We start from the raw sequence: 13,751 nt of genomic DNA on the forward strand, positions 1-13,751 counted from the left end.
TATTATACTCGGAATTATAAGGAATGCAACGTTTTTTTTGAAAATATTCCCTCGCGATCCGTTGACGTGTTGCATATGCCTGTTTCCAAAGCTGCGGAGCATACATACAATACCATGATTTAGACGGGGAGGTGATCGATTGGTTTATGCCAACACGAAGTGGGGGAAATACTCTTATCTGAAGACCGGAGCACGTTGGAAGCCGTACCTTCCGCAGACCCAATGGGCGAGCCGGGCTGCGGTCAGCTCCATGCTGAAGCGCTGGGGGGCGGTTTACCTGAAGCCGAACAACGGCACGGGCGGCTACGGGATCATGAAAATAACCCGCACGGGCAATGGGCGCTACACGCTCAAGAGCGGCTATGCTACCCGGACGTTTCGTTCGTTCGGCAGCCTGTACTCCGCGGTTTCCAGACATACGGCCCGGCGAGGCTATCTCGTGCAAAAAGCAATCCCGCTGCTGCATTACAAGAAACGCCCGTTCGATCTGCGCATCATGGTCCAACGCAACCGGCAGCGGGGCTGGGACGTGACGGGGATGGTCGGCCGGCTGGCCAGACCGAAAAAAATCGTCACGAACTATCACAACGGAGGAACCCCGATGCCCGTAGACAAGCTGATTTCCCCTCATATTCAGGGGAAACGGCGCGCCGGATTCATTCAAGAGCTGAAAACTCTGGGCAGAGGGGTCAGCGAGTATATGAGCGCAAAGTATCCGCATTTTCCTGCTTACGGCGTCGATGTCGCGATCGATTCTAAACTGAAGCCCTGGATTCTCGAAGTCAACACGAAGCCGGACAAATCGATTTTTAATGCCCTTAAAAACAAAACGATGTACAGACGCATTTTGGCTTACGCCCGGATGCAGAAGAGGTCCTAAGCCGATTCAGCCCCTGCCTCTTGTCAGGCAAGGGTTTTTTGTCATTTCCTTTAATCTTGCTTGGTGGACAAGCTGTATTTGTTTGATTGACTATATAATTTATGTGTAAAATAGTTTATATCAAAACTATAAGGATGGTACCGTATGGAATCTATTTCTCCCGTGATTTTTATGGTTGTCATCATCGCGCTCGTGCTCTGGCGAAGAATGCGCGCTGCGGCCAAGCCGGTGAAAGGCAACGGATACCGGCTGCTGCTGCCGCTGCTTTTTTTGGGCTTCGGCATACTCGGTCTGCTCAATCCGCAGCTTCATTTGACTGTGAAAGAAGTAACGCTGTCCCTGTTGTTTGGTCTTATTTTATCCGTTCCGATGATTATGACGACGAATTACGAGTTGCGCGAAGACGGGCAGATTTATCCGAAAAAGAGCAAAGCGTTTATTTTTGCCTTGGTAGGGCTCATCATCATCCGGCTGGCGCTGCGCAGCTACTTGTCCGGGCTTGATCCGGCCGAGCTGGGGATGCTGTTCTACTTGATCGCGGTCGCCTATATCGTGCCTTGGCGTATCGTCAGCTTCGTGAAATACCGCAAGGTTATGGCGCAGCGGGGAAGTGCCTTATCGCCGCAGTGAAACGAATTGCGGTCAATCCCGTAAAACGTTACGTATGCGAATTCGCGACAAAGGAGGTGAACGGATATGGAGTGGTCTTTGGATCTGGCGCTGCTGCTGGCGCTCTGGCTGGCTTCGCTGTTCGTCGTGCCATGGTTCGGATGGACGGGAAAGCAGTTGACCTTCGCCTTCGAGCCGGCCGTCGAGCTTGCCAAGCTCCCGCTCAAGCATCATGACCGGGCCAGAAAAAGTCCGCGTACCGTCTTCGTTCGCCGAAAATGCCCGCCGCGGTCCTCGGCGTTATCCGAAGAAGCAAGCGCTCCTTTCCGTTGGAATGAGATGGTCGGTTGACCGAAAAATTTCACGGTTGACGATTGAGAGACGAACGAGTCTCGACGACTCGGCTCAATCGCAAGAAGTGTTGACGATTGCGTCTCGACGACTCGACTCAATCGCAAGAAGTATTGACGATCGAGCCTCAATGACTCGGCTCAATCGCAACGGAAGGAGCGCTCACATGTATACATGGTTTCAGCCTATTATTGATCTGTTAGCTTATGCGCTGTCCTGGACGTTCGACTGGACCCGCGACTGGGGGGCCGCGGTCATCGTGCTCACGCTGCTGGTTAAGGGCGCGCTGTACCGCTTCAATCTGCTGGCCGCCCGGCAGCAGATCCGTTCCGCCGCCGCCTCCCCCGAGCTTAGCAAGCTGCGGGAAACGTACGGAAACGACCCGGCCAAGCTGGTTCAAGAAACAACCAAAGTTTACGGCAAGTACGGGATCAATCCTTTAAGCTCGCCGCTGTCGGCGATCATTCAAATGCCGGTGCTTATGGCGATGTATGGCCTGTTCTTTACGCACGGCAGTACGATGACGTCGATTTTGATCCCTTGGGTCGCGCACTTGGCCGAGGCCGATCCGTTCCACTTGATCCCGATCGCCACGGGTCTGCTGTCGTTCGCGGTAGGCATGATCCCGCTGGCCGACGCAGCCGCCGTCTCTATGAGCGGAAGCAAGCGGCTGCTGCTCGGGGCGGTCCTCCTGCTGATCCCGCTCGTCATTACGTGGCGGGCGCCGGTGGCGCTGGGGCTGTACTGGCTGGCGGGCAGCGTCTTCAGCCTGCTGGAGCGGCTGTTTTACCGGACGAGCGCCGGCAAACGGCTGTTGCGACGCGGATTGCCGGAAGCGGCCACAACCTGATATGCACGATAGAAACGGAGTGCCCTCGCGGCCTCCGTTTTTTTAATGATTTTAATAAACGGTTTAGAGGCCGTTTAGAGACGGGGGCTATACTGTAAACGACAACTTGAGGGGCTTCATTACAGACAATCAAAGCATACGTTTCAGGAAGGAGGATCAAGCGGCATGGACGTATGACAGCAGCCGGACTTCGTCGTCCATAACGGGCAGTTGTGGGTGGGCATCGTGCTGCAAGTTCTGTCTCTTGTCGCGATGATTGTTCTGTCGGTTTGGAAGCCGCTGGGGCGGCGAAAACAAATGTGACGCTGTGTTGTAGAACCTTCTGTATCCCTATATAATGAAAGCTTAGACGCTTGTTTCAAGCAACAGCAAGCTATCAGGGGAGGGTGAAGCCTGTGCAATACCATCGAATAACCGATATCGGCGACCCGTATTTTCGCCAAATGCACGAGCTGATGCAGCGCGTGTTTCCGCCGGAGGAAGTATTGGAGTACGAACTGTGGGCGGAGCCGCTTCAAGATCCGGGCATCCGGGTGTTCGTCGCTGTCCTGGACGGCGAAGTCGTCGGCGCGACGGAATACCGTTATTATGAAGATTTACAGGTTGCGATGACCGATTTTACGATTATCGGACGGGACGGCCTTGGCATCGGACCGTTTCTGGCGCGTCGCCGGATGGCCGATCTGCGCTCGGTCGTAGCGGCATGCGGCGGGACATTCCTTGGCATGTTCGCCGAAATCTACAACCCGCAATTGGTGGGCAAGCTGGAATTCGGAGGCGTGAATGCGATGAATTCGTTCGTCCGCCGCGAGGTGTTGGCACACCTCGGCTACCGGAAGCTGGATACGGACTATGTGCACCCGTCCTGGCACAATGACGGGGAAGCGGTGCACGGGCTCGATCTTTGCTTCATGCCGATCGCGGACGAGGAGCAAGTCTTGGTTCCGGCCTCGTTGGTCTGGAGCTTTCTGGAGCGTTATTATGCGGTGCTCCCGCAAAAACCGGACGCATGGTACCGGATGGTCGAGAACCTCAAGCAGCGCGACAACATCGTTTTGCTACCCATTTGAGTTTTAGGTCCGAAGCACGGCCTGCATGAAAAAGCGGAAGTCCGCTTTTTCGCGCAGGTCGTTTTTCCATTTTAAACCCATTTTTAAACCGGTTTTAAGCTGGGTCTGTTAGCATGGAATAACGGGAAAAAGCTTGCTTGTAGCGGTGCCGATTTCTATTGACTCCGGATAGCGATTTGCTTATGGTAAGCTTATATCGATTGGATTTGGAAGCTCCGAGGAGCCTGCGAATGAGAAAACTAACGGTCTGGCTTTGCTTATTTATCGTCGTGCTATCCCTGTGTGCCGCACCTTCCGCCCGGGCCCAGACTTCTGCCCCGGCTGCGGTCCGGGGCGTTCTTGATTTATCGAGTTGGCACTGGGAGCAGGACGGGCTTGTTGCGTTGAACGGGGAGTGGGAATGGTATTGGAGCCGTTTGCTGACACCGGCCGAGCTGGCTGCCGGTACGGGGGGCGATGCTCTGTCTTATACGAGGGTGCCGCAGGTGTGGCAGGGCCAAACCTACCAAGAGAGCAAGTTATCCGGGGATGGTTATGCAACGTACCGACTTGTCATCCGAACAGCCGATGCCGACACCGGCAAAGATGTTGCTCTCTATATGCCCAGCGTAGCTACCGCGTACAAGCTGTGGATCGACGGGAAAGAGGCGGCTGCGAGCGGAACGGTTGGGACAAACCGGGAGACGATGACGCCGACGAACGTCCCGAAGCCCGTATTTTTTCACCTGGGCGGTGGCGAAACCGAGATCGTCATCCAGGTGTCGAATTTCGTGCAGCGAAAAGGCGGGCTCTGGGAGCCGATCCGCATGGGCAGCGCCGATGCCGTGGCGTTCCGCCGGGAGCTGTCCAACGCTTTTGAACTGTTGATCGTCGGCAGCTTGTTCACGATGGGCTTGTACCACCTTGGTCTGTTTGTGGCCCGCCGCAAAGACCGGGCCTCGCTTTATTTCGGATGTTTGTGTCTGGCGATCGGGGTTCGGACGGCCGTGACCGGGCAAACGCTCGCCGTCCGCTTCGCTCCCGGACTTCCGTGGGAGTGGCAGACGCATCTCGAATATTTGTCCGTCAGTCTGGGCGTGCTCATGTTCGTTCTGTACGTCGCTGCACGTTATCCCGTGGAAATGCGTCCGGTCTTACGCCGCCCGATTGTCGCAATTCTTCTACTATACAGTTGCTTTATCGCCTTCACCCCCGCCCGGATTTACACGCACTCGATGCTTGCTTTTCAGCTTGCGATACTGGCGATTTTCGCTTATATCGGCTGCGTGTTTGTGCTGGCGTTCGTGCGGAAACGGGAGGGCGCTTTTCTTAACCTGCTGGCGATGAGCGTCTTTTTCGTCACGGCGCTGAACGACACGCTGTTCTACAACCAGGTGCTGAGCACCGGCGATTCCGTACAGTTCGGCATGATGTTCTACGTTTTGATGCAGGCGGTGGACCTGTCGCACCGGTTTTCCAAGTCGTTCGCCCACGTGGAGAAGCTATCCTCCGAGCTGCAGCGCTGGAACGAATCGCTCGAAGGCAAAGTGCGCGAGCGGACCGAGGCTTTGGAGATGACCAATGCGAGTCTCCACGAGGCGAATCGGGAGCTGGTCAAGATGGAGCAGTCCCGGCGGCATCTTCTCTCCAATATTTCCCACGAGCTGGGGACGCCTTTGACCTTGATTCAAGGCTATATCAAAGCCGTGCTGGACCGGGTGGACGAGCCGAACCGCGACCGCTACTTGCAGCTCAGCTATGATAAAACGCTCATTTTGAACCGCATCATCGGCGATTTGTTTGAGCTGTCCAAGTTCGAAGCGGGTAAAATCCGCTTTGACTGCCAGTTCGTGCATCCGGCGTCTTTTGTCCGCGCGCTGTACGAAAAATACGAATGGACCGTGAAGCAGGACGGGTATACGTTCGAGTTCATCGACTTGACGGCCGGTCTGTCGGACGGTCAGGACGAAGAGGTGGCTTGGATCGATGTGGTGCGGATCGAACAGGTGTTTGTCAATCTTTTGTTTAATGCCCGTAAATTTACACCGGCGGACGGAACGATTCAAATCTCAGTCGACCGGATAAGGCATCCGGATAACGGCCAATCCGCCATCCGGGTCTGCTTGCGGGACACGGGCTTCGGAATTGACGAGGAGGATTTGCCTTTTGTATTCGACCGGTTTTACCGGGGGAAAAATTCGCGCAAAAACCGCTCGGCGGGCACCGGGCTAGGACTTGCCATCTGTAAGGAGATCATAGAGCATCATGGGGGGACGATTGGCGTGAATAGCCGGGTGGGAAGCGGCAGCACCTTTTTCTTTACTCTTCCGTTATCGAGCGACCCTTTACACCCATTCGCGGAGGGGGTCTTTCGGGAGGAGGGGTCGAAGGGATGACGGACGCAGCGAAAATTTTAATCGTGGACGACGACGAGGAAATCCGGGGCTTGATTGCGCTCTATTTGCAAAATCACGGCTTTCGGGTGCTCATGGCGGAGGAAGGCGGCCAGATCTTGGAGCTGCTGCTCCGCGAGAAGCCCGATCTGATGATTCTGGACATCGTGCTGCCGGATACCGACGGCGTGCAGCTATGCCGGCACATCCGCGAGCATTCGGATATTCCGATTCTGTTCCTGAGTTGCAAACGGGAAGCGGACGATATTATTGCGGGCCTGGATACCGGTGGCGACGATTATATGACCAAGCCGTTCGACCCGCTCGTGCTGGTCGCCCGGGTCAAGGCCAATCTCAGACGCCGGACGGCATCGCCGCAGCAGACGAAGGAAAAAGCCGCGCTTTTGCGGTTCGGCGAGGTGGAGGCCAATCTGCATAATTACGAGGTACGGGTTGGCGGAGAGCCGGTCGATTTGTTTGCCAAGGAGCGGCAGCTGTTGTTTTTTTTGCTGAAGCATCCGAATCAGGTGTTCAGTGCGGCACAGCTTCACGATCAGGTCTGGGGCTGGGACAGCTTCAGCGACGAGCGGACGGTGATGGTGCATATCAGCAATTTGCGCCGCAAGCTCGAACGTGATCCTTCCGCGCCCCGGCATATCCGTACGGTTCGGGGATTCGGCTATCAGTTTTTTTGGGATGGCAAGCTGTAAAAGGGAGTTTAGGAGAAAGAAGTGGCGATTGGCGTTCAGCGAGGCGGGGATGGTTACAAAACGAAACGAAGCGAGTTCATTCCGGGATCGGGGTGAACTCGCTTCGTCTAAGAGCGATCAATCTTCCTGCCGTGCCGCTTCCGCTTGCTCCAACTCGTCCAGCGCCTTCTCCAAGCCGTAGTTCAGCAGCAGCGTTTTGAAGCCTTTGCCGCGGTTTTCGGCGAGTGCATCCAGACGCAGCTTCAAATCTTTACGGATGAACACCCGGTCCTTATCGTGCGTCTCGCTGCGCTCCTTCTTCTTGAGGCGGGTTTCCAGCAGCTGCAGCACCGGAGCCGCATCCTCTGCGGTATCGGTCGCGGCAGATTTGACCTCGGCCGTGTCGGCGGACGAGGGAGACTCGGCAGCCGGCTCTGATGGCGCGGTAACCGTTAGCGCCTCTTCCTCCGCCTGCGGGGCCGCTTCGGGAGCTTCTTGCGGCTGCGGCTCTGCCGGTTGAATGCCAGCTGCGCCTTTGCGCCTGGAAGTGCGCGGCTTCGCCGCCGCGTCGGCGTCTGCGTCGCTGGTCGGGGCTGTCGCGCCCGCCGCGCTCTTGCGCTTGGAAGTGCGCGGCTTCGCTGTCGCGTCGGCGTCTGCGCCGCTGATCAGGGCTGTCGCGCCCGCCGCACTCTTGCGCCTGGAAGCACGCGGCTTCGCTGCCGTACCGCTCGTCTCCGTCGGCTGTGCGTCCGTCGTTGTGTTGGCGCTCCGCTTCCTCCGGGTGCCCGGCTGCTGCCGTTCGGCTGTGACGGTCTCAGCGGAGGCGGCTTCGGCCCCCTTCAACAGCTTTCCGTTCATGTCGGTCTTCTCCGCGGCATCCGTAAGGACGGGCGGCTCCTGTTTTCTTGGCGGCATGGCAGAATCCTCCTTCGTTTAGTCTGGTCTTAGCCGTTTCGGCAGTCTCGTCGCAGCATTTTTCTACCGATCGTTCCATGGCTTTCCTCCATTGTACCATAGGGCCGCAGGCGGCAAAATATGTTTCGATGCTTCCGCGAGGAGGCTTGTTTCTTTCGTGCAGTCCAATCTTCTGCAACCAATCGCAATCGCGCCTGAAGCTCCTTGACTCTCTTTGGCAGCATGGGGATCTCCTTCCGGCTAGTTTCCCTTTCGCCGATTTTTCGGTATAGTGTTCAGTAGAAGAAACGAGAGCGAGGGGAAGGGGAATGAATCGGCGGCCGCTGATATCCGTCATTATTCCAACCTATAATCGGCTGGATTTTTTGGCCGAGCTGATCGAATCTTTGTGGCGACAGACGTACCGTCACTTGCAGATTATTGTGGTCAACGATAATGGGGAACCGGTCGACGAGCTTAAGGAGCTGTATCCGGAGCTGGATTTGACCGTGGTCGATATGGAAAGCAATCTCAAGCACGTGCATGCGCGCAACCGCGGGCTGGAGCTGGTTCGGGGCGATTATATCATGCTGTGCGACGACGACGATTTGCTGCTGCCGTCCCATGTGGAGCGGATGCTGCGCGAAATCGAAGATAGTGATCTGGTCTATTCGGATGTGGAAATTTTCGATTATACTGTGGACAAAGGGGTTCGCCGGGCGACGAAGCGGTTTACATTCGCCGGAGCTGCTCTGGAACGGAGAGCCGGTCGTATCGCGGCGGGCGAAACAAGCGGGAGGAGTAAGTAAGGAAGCATGAAACGACAAGATGATTGGTACGATCCGATGGACCCCGGACCTGCGGACCCGGGGCCGTCGGCAGACGATAGCTGGTACGAGCCGCCGGGCGATTTCGATTACCGGGACCCGCGGGAGACGGGCTGGGGCGCCGGAGGAGATGACCGCCAAGCGGGAAGACTGGCGGCAGGAAACACGGAATTCCGAAATCGACGTCCCGTACAGACGGATCTGTTCGAAGCTCCGTTCCGCCGGCCGCAGGCGGTGAAGCGCCAGCCGGGGCAACCGATCGGAACGATGGCGGAAGCGCAGGAGCTACTGCGTAAATATTACGGATACCCGGATTTTCGCGAAGGGCAGAAGCGGGTGATCGAAAGCCTGCTCAGCGGGCGGGATACGCTCGGCATTATGCCGACAGGCGGGGGTAAATCGATCTGCTACCAGGTCCCGGCGCTGATGATGAGCGGGACGACGATTGTCGTTTCGCCGCTGATTTCGCTGATGAAGGACCAGGTGGACGGGCTCGACAGCATCGGCGTGCCTGCGGCCTATATCAACAGCTCGCTATCCTATGCGCAGGTGGAGATGCGTATCCGCAAGGCCGAGCGCGGCGAATACAAGCTGCTCTATGTCGCGCCGGAGCGCCTCGAATCGGAGCGCTTTCTGGACCTGCTCGCCGGGCTCGTCGTGCCGATGGTGGCCGTGGACGAGGCGCACTGCGTGTCCCAGTGGGGACACGACTTCCGCCCGAGCTACATGCGTATCAACGAGCTGGTCTCGCATCTGCCGGACCGGCCACTGCTGGCTGCTTTTACGGCGACGGCGACGGACCAGGTGCGCGAGGATATCGTGAAGCACTTGAAACTGAGCGAGCCGCAGGTGTTCGTGACCGGCTTTGCGCGGGAGAACCTCTCGTTTTCGGTCATCAAGGGCGAGAACAAGCGCGACGTGCTTATGGGGTACATCCGCGAGCACGCCGGGGAAGCGGGCATCGTCTACGCGGCGACGCGCAAGGAAGTCGACCAGCTGTGCGAATATTTACTGCGCCAGGGCGTGGCCGCGGGCAAATACCATGCCGGTCTGACAGATAAGGAACGCGCAGACGCGCAGGAGCGGTTCCTGTACGACGAGGTGCGCGTCATGGTAGCGAGCAACGCGTTCGGGATGGGGATCGACAAGTCGAACGTGCGGTACGTCGTCCATTTTAATATGCCGAAAAATATGGAAGCCTATTACCAGGAAGCCGGCCGGGCGGGCCGTGACGGTGAGCCGAGCGACTGCATGCTGCTGTTCAGCCCGCAGGACATTCATATTCAGAAGTTTCTGATCGAGCAGTCCGTCTCGGACCCGGAGCGGCAGGCGCAGGAATACCGGCGGCTGCAGCAAATGGCCGACTACTGCCATACCCCGCAGTGCTTGCAGCGGTACATCGTCCGCTATTTCGGCGGGGAAACGGAAGAAGACTGCGGACAGTGCAGCAACTGCGTCAGCCCGGATATGGAGCTGACGGACATTACGCTCGAAGCGCAGCAGATTTTCTCCTGCGTCAAACGGATGCGGGAGCGGTTCGGCATGACGCTGGTCGCTTCGGTGCTTAAGGGCTCGCGCAACAAGAAGGTGCTGGATTTCGGCTTCGACAGTCTCAGCACCTACGGGTTGATGCGGAACCGGACGGAAAAAGACATTATCGATCTCATCCAGCTTCTTGTCGCCGAAGGCTATTTGCAGCTCACGGAAGGCAAATACCCGGTGCTCCGGCTGTCATCGAAGGCGTCCGATGTGCTCAGCGGCAAGGAACGGGTCGTGCAGCGCATCCGGTTGAAGCCCTCTGCGCCGGTCGTCCAAGACGTCGAAGCGGAGCTGTTTGACGAGCTGCGGAAGCTGCGTTCGGAGATTGCGAAGCGGGAAGGCATCCCGCCATATATCGTATTCCCGGACAGCACGCTGCGCGAAATGTGCGGCGTACAGCCGACGAACCCGGCGGCCATGCTCAAGATCAAGGGTGTCGGGGAAGCGAAATTTTTCAAGTACGGGGCGTATTTTATCGAGTTTTTCAAGCAGCGTCAGGGATAGCGGCGATTTCGGACGGCGCGGCGGTACCATCATAGGAAACGCCGGGCCGAACCAAGGAGGAACACTGTGGCAAAATCGAAGTATTATGTCGTATGGGAAGGGCGTCAGCCCGGGATCTATAAAACGTGGGCCGAATGCCAAGCCCAGACGAACGGATTCCCGCAGGCCAAGTTCAAGGCGTACGAGAGCGAGGCGGAGGCCAAGGCGATGTTCGCCGCCGGCTGGAAGAAGGCGTTCGGCGCCGCGGCGCGCGCAGGGACCGGCACCGGCGGTGCGGGCAAGAGCGGCGGACGGACCTCCAAGGCCGGAGGCGCGGAGGCTGCGGGCGAGTACGAGCCCGAGAGCCTGTCCGTCGATGTAGGGTGCAGCGGCAATCCCGGCATCGTTGAGTACAAAGGCGTGTACACGCGCACCGGCGAAATTGTGTTTCAGCAGAAGCCGATTTCCAAAGGCACGAACAACATGGGCGAATTTCTCGCGATTGTCCACGGGCTCGCTTATTTGAAGCGAAAAGGCAGCGACATGACGATCTACAGCGATTCGATGACGGCGATCAGTTGGGTGCGCAATAAAACGGTCGCTTCCACCTTGGTGCGGGACGCCTCGACCCAGGAAATCTGGGCGCTCGTGGACCGTGCGGAAGCATGGCTGCGCAGCAACACCTACAAGAACAAAATCATCAAGTGGAACACGAAAGCATGGGGCGAGATCAAGGCGGATTACGGCCGGAAATGATGCACCAAATCCATGCCAAAAAGCGCTTCTCCGCGACAGGGGAAGCGCTCTTCTTTTTGCACGACAACGCTCAGCTCATTTATCGCCCCGGTCGATATGCAGCCGCGGTTTCGTGTTATTTTTCGTGTCTTTATACATCTCTTTCTCTTGGCTTTCGAGCGGAAGGCTGACAAGCTCCCACTCGGTCTGCCCCATCGCCTCGTCGTACGGAAATTCGTCGCCGCGCTTGAGCGTTTCCTCCCGGCCCCACTCGTTGGAGTAAATGCCGTCCGTTTCGACTTCTTCGCCGGATACCGGAGGCATGCTTTTGTCGTTTGCCATCTTTGCCATAACCCTCCTTAAACGTCGCTTCGCCCGTTAGTATGCCCGGATGGTCTGGAAGTATGACGAACGAAAATAGGGACCCTGCTTATCCGTGATAACCAGAATCCCTATGTTGGTATAGGTTGCTTATTCAATTTTCGAAAAACACACTCCAATCAAGCTGTCGTTAGGGTACGCGAACGAGTAACAGGTTTTAACGGGTTCCCGCATGCCCTCGGTATAGCCTTCATTCGGTGCGCGTACAGTACGGATTTCAGGTAAGCGCGGCGGGGCATGCTTCGCTTCCTTACTTCAATGGACTATCCCCTTTCCCTTGTTTATTTTTATATCAATTCCAATCCGGCACTACCAAACTCTTTAAAACAAATCCGGATTGAAAGATATAAACGATACAAACTTCGGTGTGAATCAGGGTGATATCCGTAGGCTTAATCAGGTGAATCATTTATTTTGCTTACTGTTAGGATAGCCTATTATTAAATTATTGTAAATATTCAGAATAATTAGTTATTTGCCGATAATCCTAATGTTTCTCACGAATTCGTCATTTTTCTTCTTTATTCTTAGAATTTCTACTAGGGGTTATGCTGGAGTGCTATTGAAGTTCCTCGCTTTGCAATAAAAATGATCGTAATTTGATCCCATCTTGGACACCCTTCATATAAAGCCACTCCTTCTGAATGGATAGGAGCTGGGTGTTTAGGTCAATAAGCGAAAGAACGGAGCTATTTGTTCCTGATAAATTTAAGAGATCCTTCTCTAAGTTATGCAGCTGCTCTTTCAATACGGTGACCTCATTGATTTTTTCCGATTGCGCGGATAACTCATCGAATCGTATGAGTAGAGCTTCTCTTATCCAACTAACCATCTTATCGGACTCCCTTTAATTCTAGATTTTTGGTATCGTCCACACCTCTTATTCAATTAAGTATAGATAACTGGATTCTTATTAAACATCTGTTAATAGATATTATTTTTTTGATAATTAATAGTTATAAATATTATTTCTAGTAAAACATAGGCATACAGATTCGCGATTTGCGTAAAGAAAGAGGATTGTCCCAAGAATCTCTTGGAAAAAAGGCGTCTTCCATTGTTACTATATAGGTCAGATTGAAAGAGGGGGGATGAAAAAAGGAGAGCTAGAACCGTCAAGGTCTTCTCTCCCATTTTTAGATTTTAGTTGGTATCAAACATGGTATGATTGTTCTAAGGACTTAAAGGAGCGACCACGGTGAAGCACTTCCGAAGGGGGTGCCATGGTCGTACTTGTGGCGCTACTGGATGCCCTAAAATGTTAATAGTTCCCAGGGAAGAAAGAAAAACCTATATTTTGATCGATGTCTTAAGCGCCCACCATACCATTCAGCGAAACGGGCAGGATAGTTTGACGGCTTTCCGAATTAATCCATTTTAAGAAATGAAGGATATCCCCTGTTCTGATTCGAATATGATATTATACTGGAAGAGAATAGGAGCTTGTCATTGGGATTGTATAACCTACTGATATTTAACGGGGAATGTCCCAGATGTGGGGCGATTGTTAATACAGAAGCCGAATTTAAAATGGGTATGTTGAATCTAGACACCTATAACTTGGGTGATGCATTAACATGGGCGACAGGGAAGAGTAAGCCTCCGCATCAGAAAAGACCATTCAACGGAAGTGCATTCGGAGATGGATACGTCTGTTGTCCAAATTGTGAAAAAGATTTTTGGGTATCTATAAGAGTTGAACATGATAAAATTGTGGATGTAAAAGTAGACAATACCAAGAATGGCTATATTAAATAATTTTCTATTACTTATTAATCCGTACAAAATCAAGCCTCATCTAATGATTTTCACAGCGGGAAACGATAGCTCAAAATCAAACCGACTCCCGCGACAACGTTAGCCGGTAACTGTCTGGACCATAAATAATGAAGTCTATGTCCCATATCAATGTACACATATAAACAAAGAAAGAGTGCTTTATAGCACTCAGCCTGTTGAGAAACCCTCAGCAGGCTATTTCTTTGTTTCCGTTATTTATCCATTCACCGCGTTAATATGGTATAATATTGTTATCCTAACAAGGCGGTGGTTGCATGCTTCGCTCTAATCC

The 13,751-nt window shown here is 54.5% G+C and carries 14 protein-coding genes; 11 read left to right on the forward strand and 3 right to left on the reverse strand.

Going from position 1 to position 13,751, the window contains the following annotated elements; genetic code table 11:
• The first annotated feature begins 139 nt into the window (after positions 1 to 139).
• From KQX66_RS19365 to KQX66_RS19395, 7 genes are all read left to right on the forward strand, one after another.
• Positions 140 to 880, forward strand: a complete 741-nt coding sequence (locus tag KQX66_RS19365) for a YheC/YheD family protein (protein ID WP_216794446.1) — start codon at positions 140 to 142, stop codon at positions 878 to 880.
• Between the two features lie 144 nt (positions 881 to 1,024).
• Positions 1,025 to 1,510: a cytochrome c biogenesis protein CcdC gene (locus KQX66_RS19370; protein ID WP_216794447.1), complete on the forward strand. Its 486-nt coding sequence runs from the start codon at positions 1,025 to 1,027 to the stop codon at positions 1,508 to 1,510.
• A 66-nt stretch (positions 1,511 to 1,576) separates the two neighbouring features.
• On the forward strand, positions 1,577 to 1,840 hold the full coding sequence (locus KQX66_RS19375) for a hypothetical protein (protein ID WP_216794448.1): 264 nt from the start codon (positions 1,577 to 1,579) through the stop codon (positions 1,838 to 1,840).
• A gap of 166 nt (positions 1,841 to 2,006) precedes the next feature.
• Complete coding sequence (locus tag KQX66_RS19380; protein ID WP_216794449.1) at positions 2,007 to 2,690, forward strand: YidC/Oxa1 family membrane protein insertase; 684 nt, start codon at positions 2,007 to 2,009, stop codon at positions 2,688 to 2,690.
• A gap of 395 nt (positions 2,691 to 3,085) precedes the next feature.
• On the forward strand, positions 3,086 to 3,760 hold the full coding sequence (locus KQX66_RS19385) for a GNAT family N-acetyltransferase (protein WP_216794450.1): 675 nt from the start codon (positions 3,086 to 3,088) through the stop codon (positions 3,758 to 3,760).
• A 230-nt stretch (positions 3,761 to 3,990) separates the two neighbouring features.
• A complete protein-coding gene (locus tag KQX66_RS19390) occupies positions 3,991 to 6,135 on the forward strand; it encodes a sensor histidine kinase (protein WP_216794451.1) in 2,145 nt (714 codons plus the stop codon).
• Positions 6,132 to 6,842 carry a response regulator transcription factor gene (locus tag KQX66_RS19395; RefSeq protein WP_216794452.1) on the forward strand — a complete coding sequence of 237 codons (711 nt, stop codon included), beginning with the start codon at positions 6,132 to 6,134 and terminating at the stop codon, positions 6,840 to 6,842. The genes KQX66_RS19390 and KQX66_RS19395 overlap by 4 nt, the downstream gene beginning before the upstream one ends.
• Positions 6,843 to 6,959: 117 nt before the next feature.
• Here the strand turns inward: KQX66_RS19395 and KQX66_RS19400 are convergent, their stop codons facing one another.
• Entirely contained in the window at positions 6,960 to 7,736 is a 777-nt protein-coding gene (locus KQX66_RS19400) for a hypothetical protein (protein WP_216794453.1), read from the reverse strand.
• A 308-nt stretch (positions 7,737 to 8,044) separates the two neighbouring features.
• On the opposite strand from KQX66_RS19400, the gene KQX66_RS19405 reads away from it, so the two are divergent.
• From KQX66_RS19405 to rnhA, 3 genes are all read left to right on the forward strand, one after another.
• Entirely contained in the window at positions 8,045 to 8,524 is a 480-nt protein-coding gene (locus tag KQX66_RS19405; RefSeq protein WP_216794454.1) for a glycosyltransferase family 2 protein, read from the forward strand.
• A 285-nt stretch (positions 8,525 to 8,809) separates the two neighbouring features.
• Complete coding sequence (gene recQ, locus KQX66_RS19410) at positions 8,810 to 10,585, forward strand: DNA helicase RecQ (protein WP_216794471.1); 1,776 nt, start codon at positions 8,810 to 8,812, stop codon at positions 10,583 to 10,585.
• A gap of 66 nt (positions 10,586 to 10,651) precedes the next feature.
• Positions 10,652 to 11,320, forward strand: coding sequence for a ribonuclease H (gene rnhA / locus KQX66_RS19415; RefSeq protein ID WP_216794455.1), 669 nt, complete (start codon positions 10,652 to 10,654; stop codon positions 11,318 to 11,320).
• A gap of 75 nt (positions 11,321 to 11,395) precedes the next feature.
• On the opposite strand, the gene KQX66_RS19420 is transcribed toward rnhA, so the two are convergent.
• Positions 11,396 to 11,641 carry a hypothetical protein gene (locus KQX66_RS19420; RefSeq protein ID WP_216794456.1) on the reverse strand — a complete coding sequence of 82 codons (246 nt, stop codon included), beginning with the start codon at positions 11,639 to 11,641 and terminating at the stop codon, positions 11,396 to 11,398.
• A 598-nt stretch (positions 11,642 to 12,239) separates the two neighbouring features.
• The gene (locus KQX66_RS19425) at positions 12,240 to 12,512 is read right to left on the reverse strand and encodes a hypothetical protein (protein WP_216794457.1); all 273 of its coding nucleotides are present in this window, start codon (positions 12,510 to 12,512) and stop codon (positions 12,240 to 12,242) included.
• A gap of 617 nt (positions 12,513 to 13,129) precedes the next feature.
• Between KQX66_RS19425 and KQX66_RS19430 the strand changes: the two genes are divergently transcribed.
• A complete protein-coding gene (locus KQX66_RS19430) occupies positions 13,130 to 13,438 on the forward strand; it encodes a hypothetical protein (RefSeq protein ID WP_216794458.1) in 309 nt (102 codons plus the stop codon).
• Positions 13,439 to 13,751 lie beyond the last annotated feature (313 nt).

Source organism: Paenibacillus oleatilyticus (assembly GCF_018998565.1).
Lineage (GTDB): Bacteria > Bacillota > Bacilli > Paenibacillales > NBRC-103111 > Paenibacillus_G > Paenibacillus_G oleatilyticus.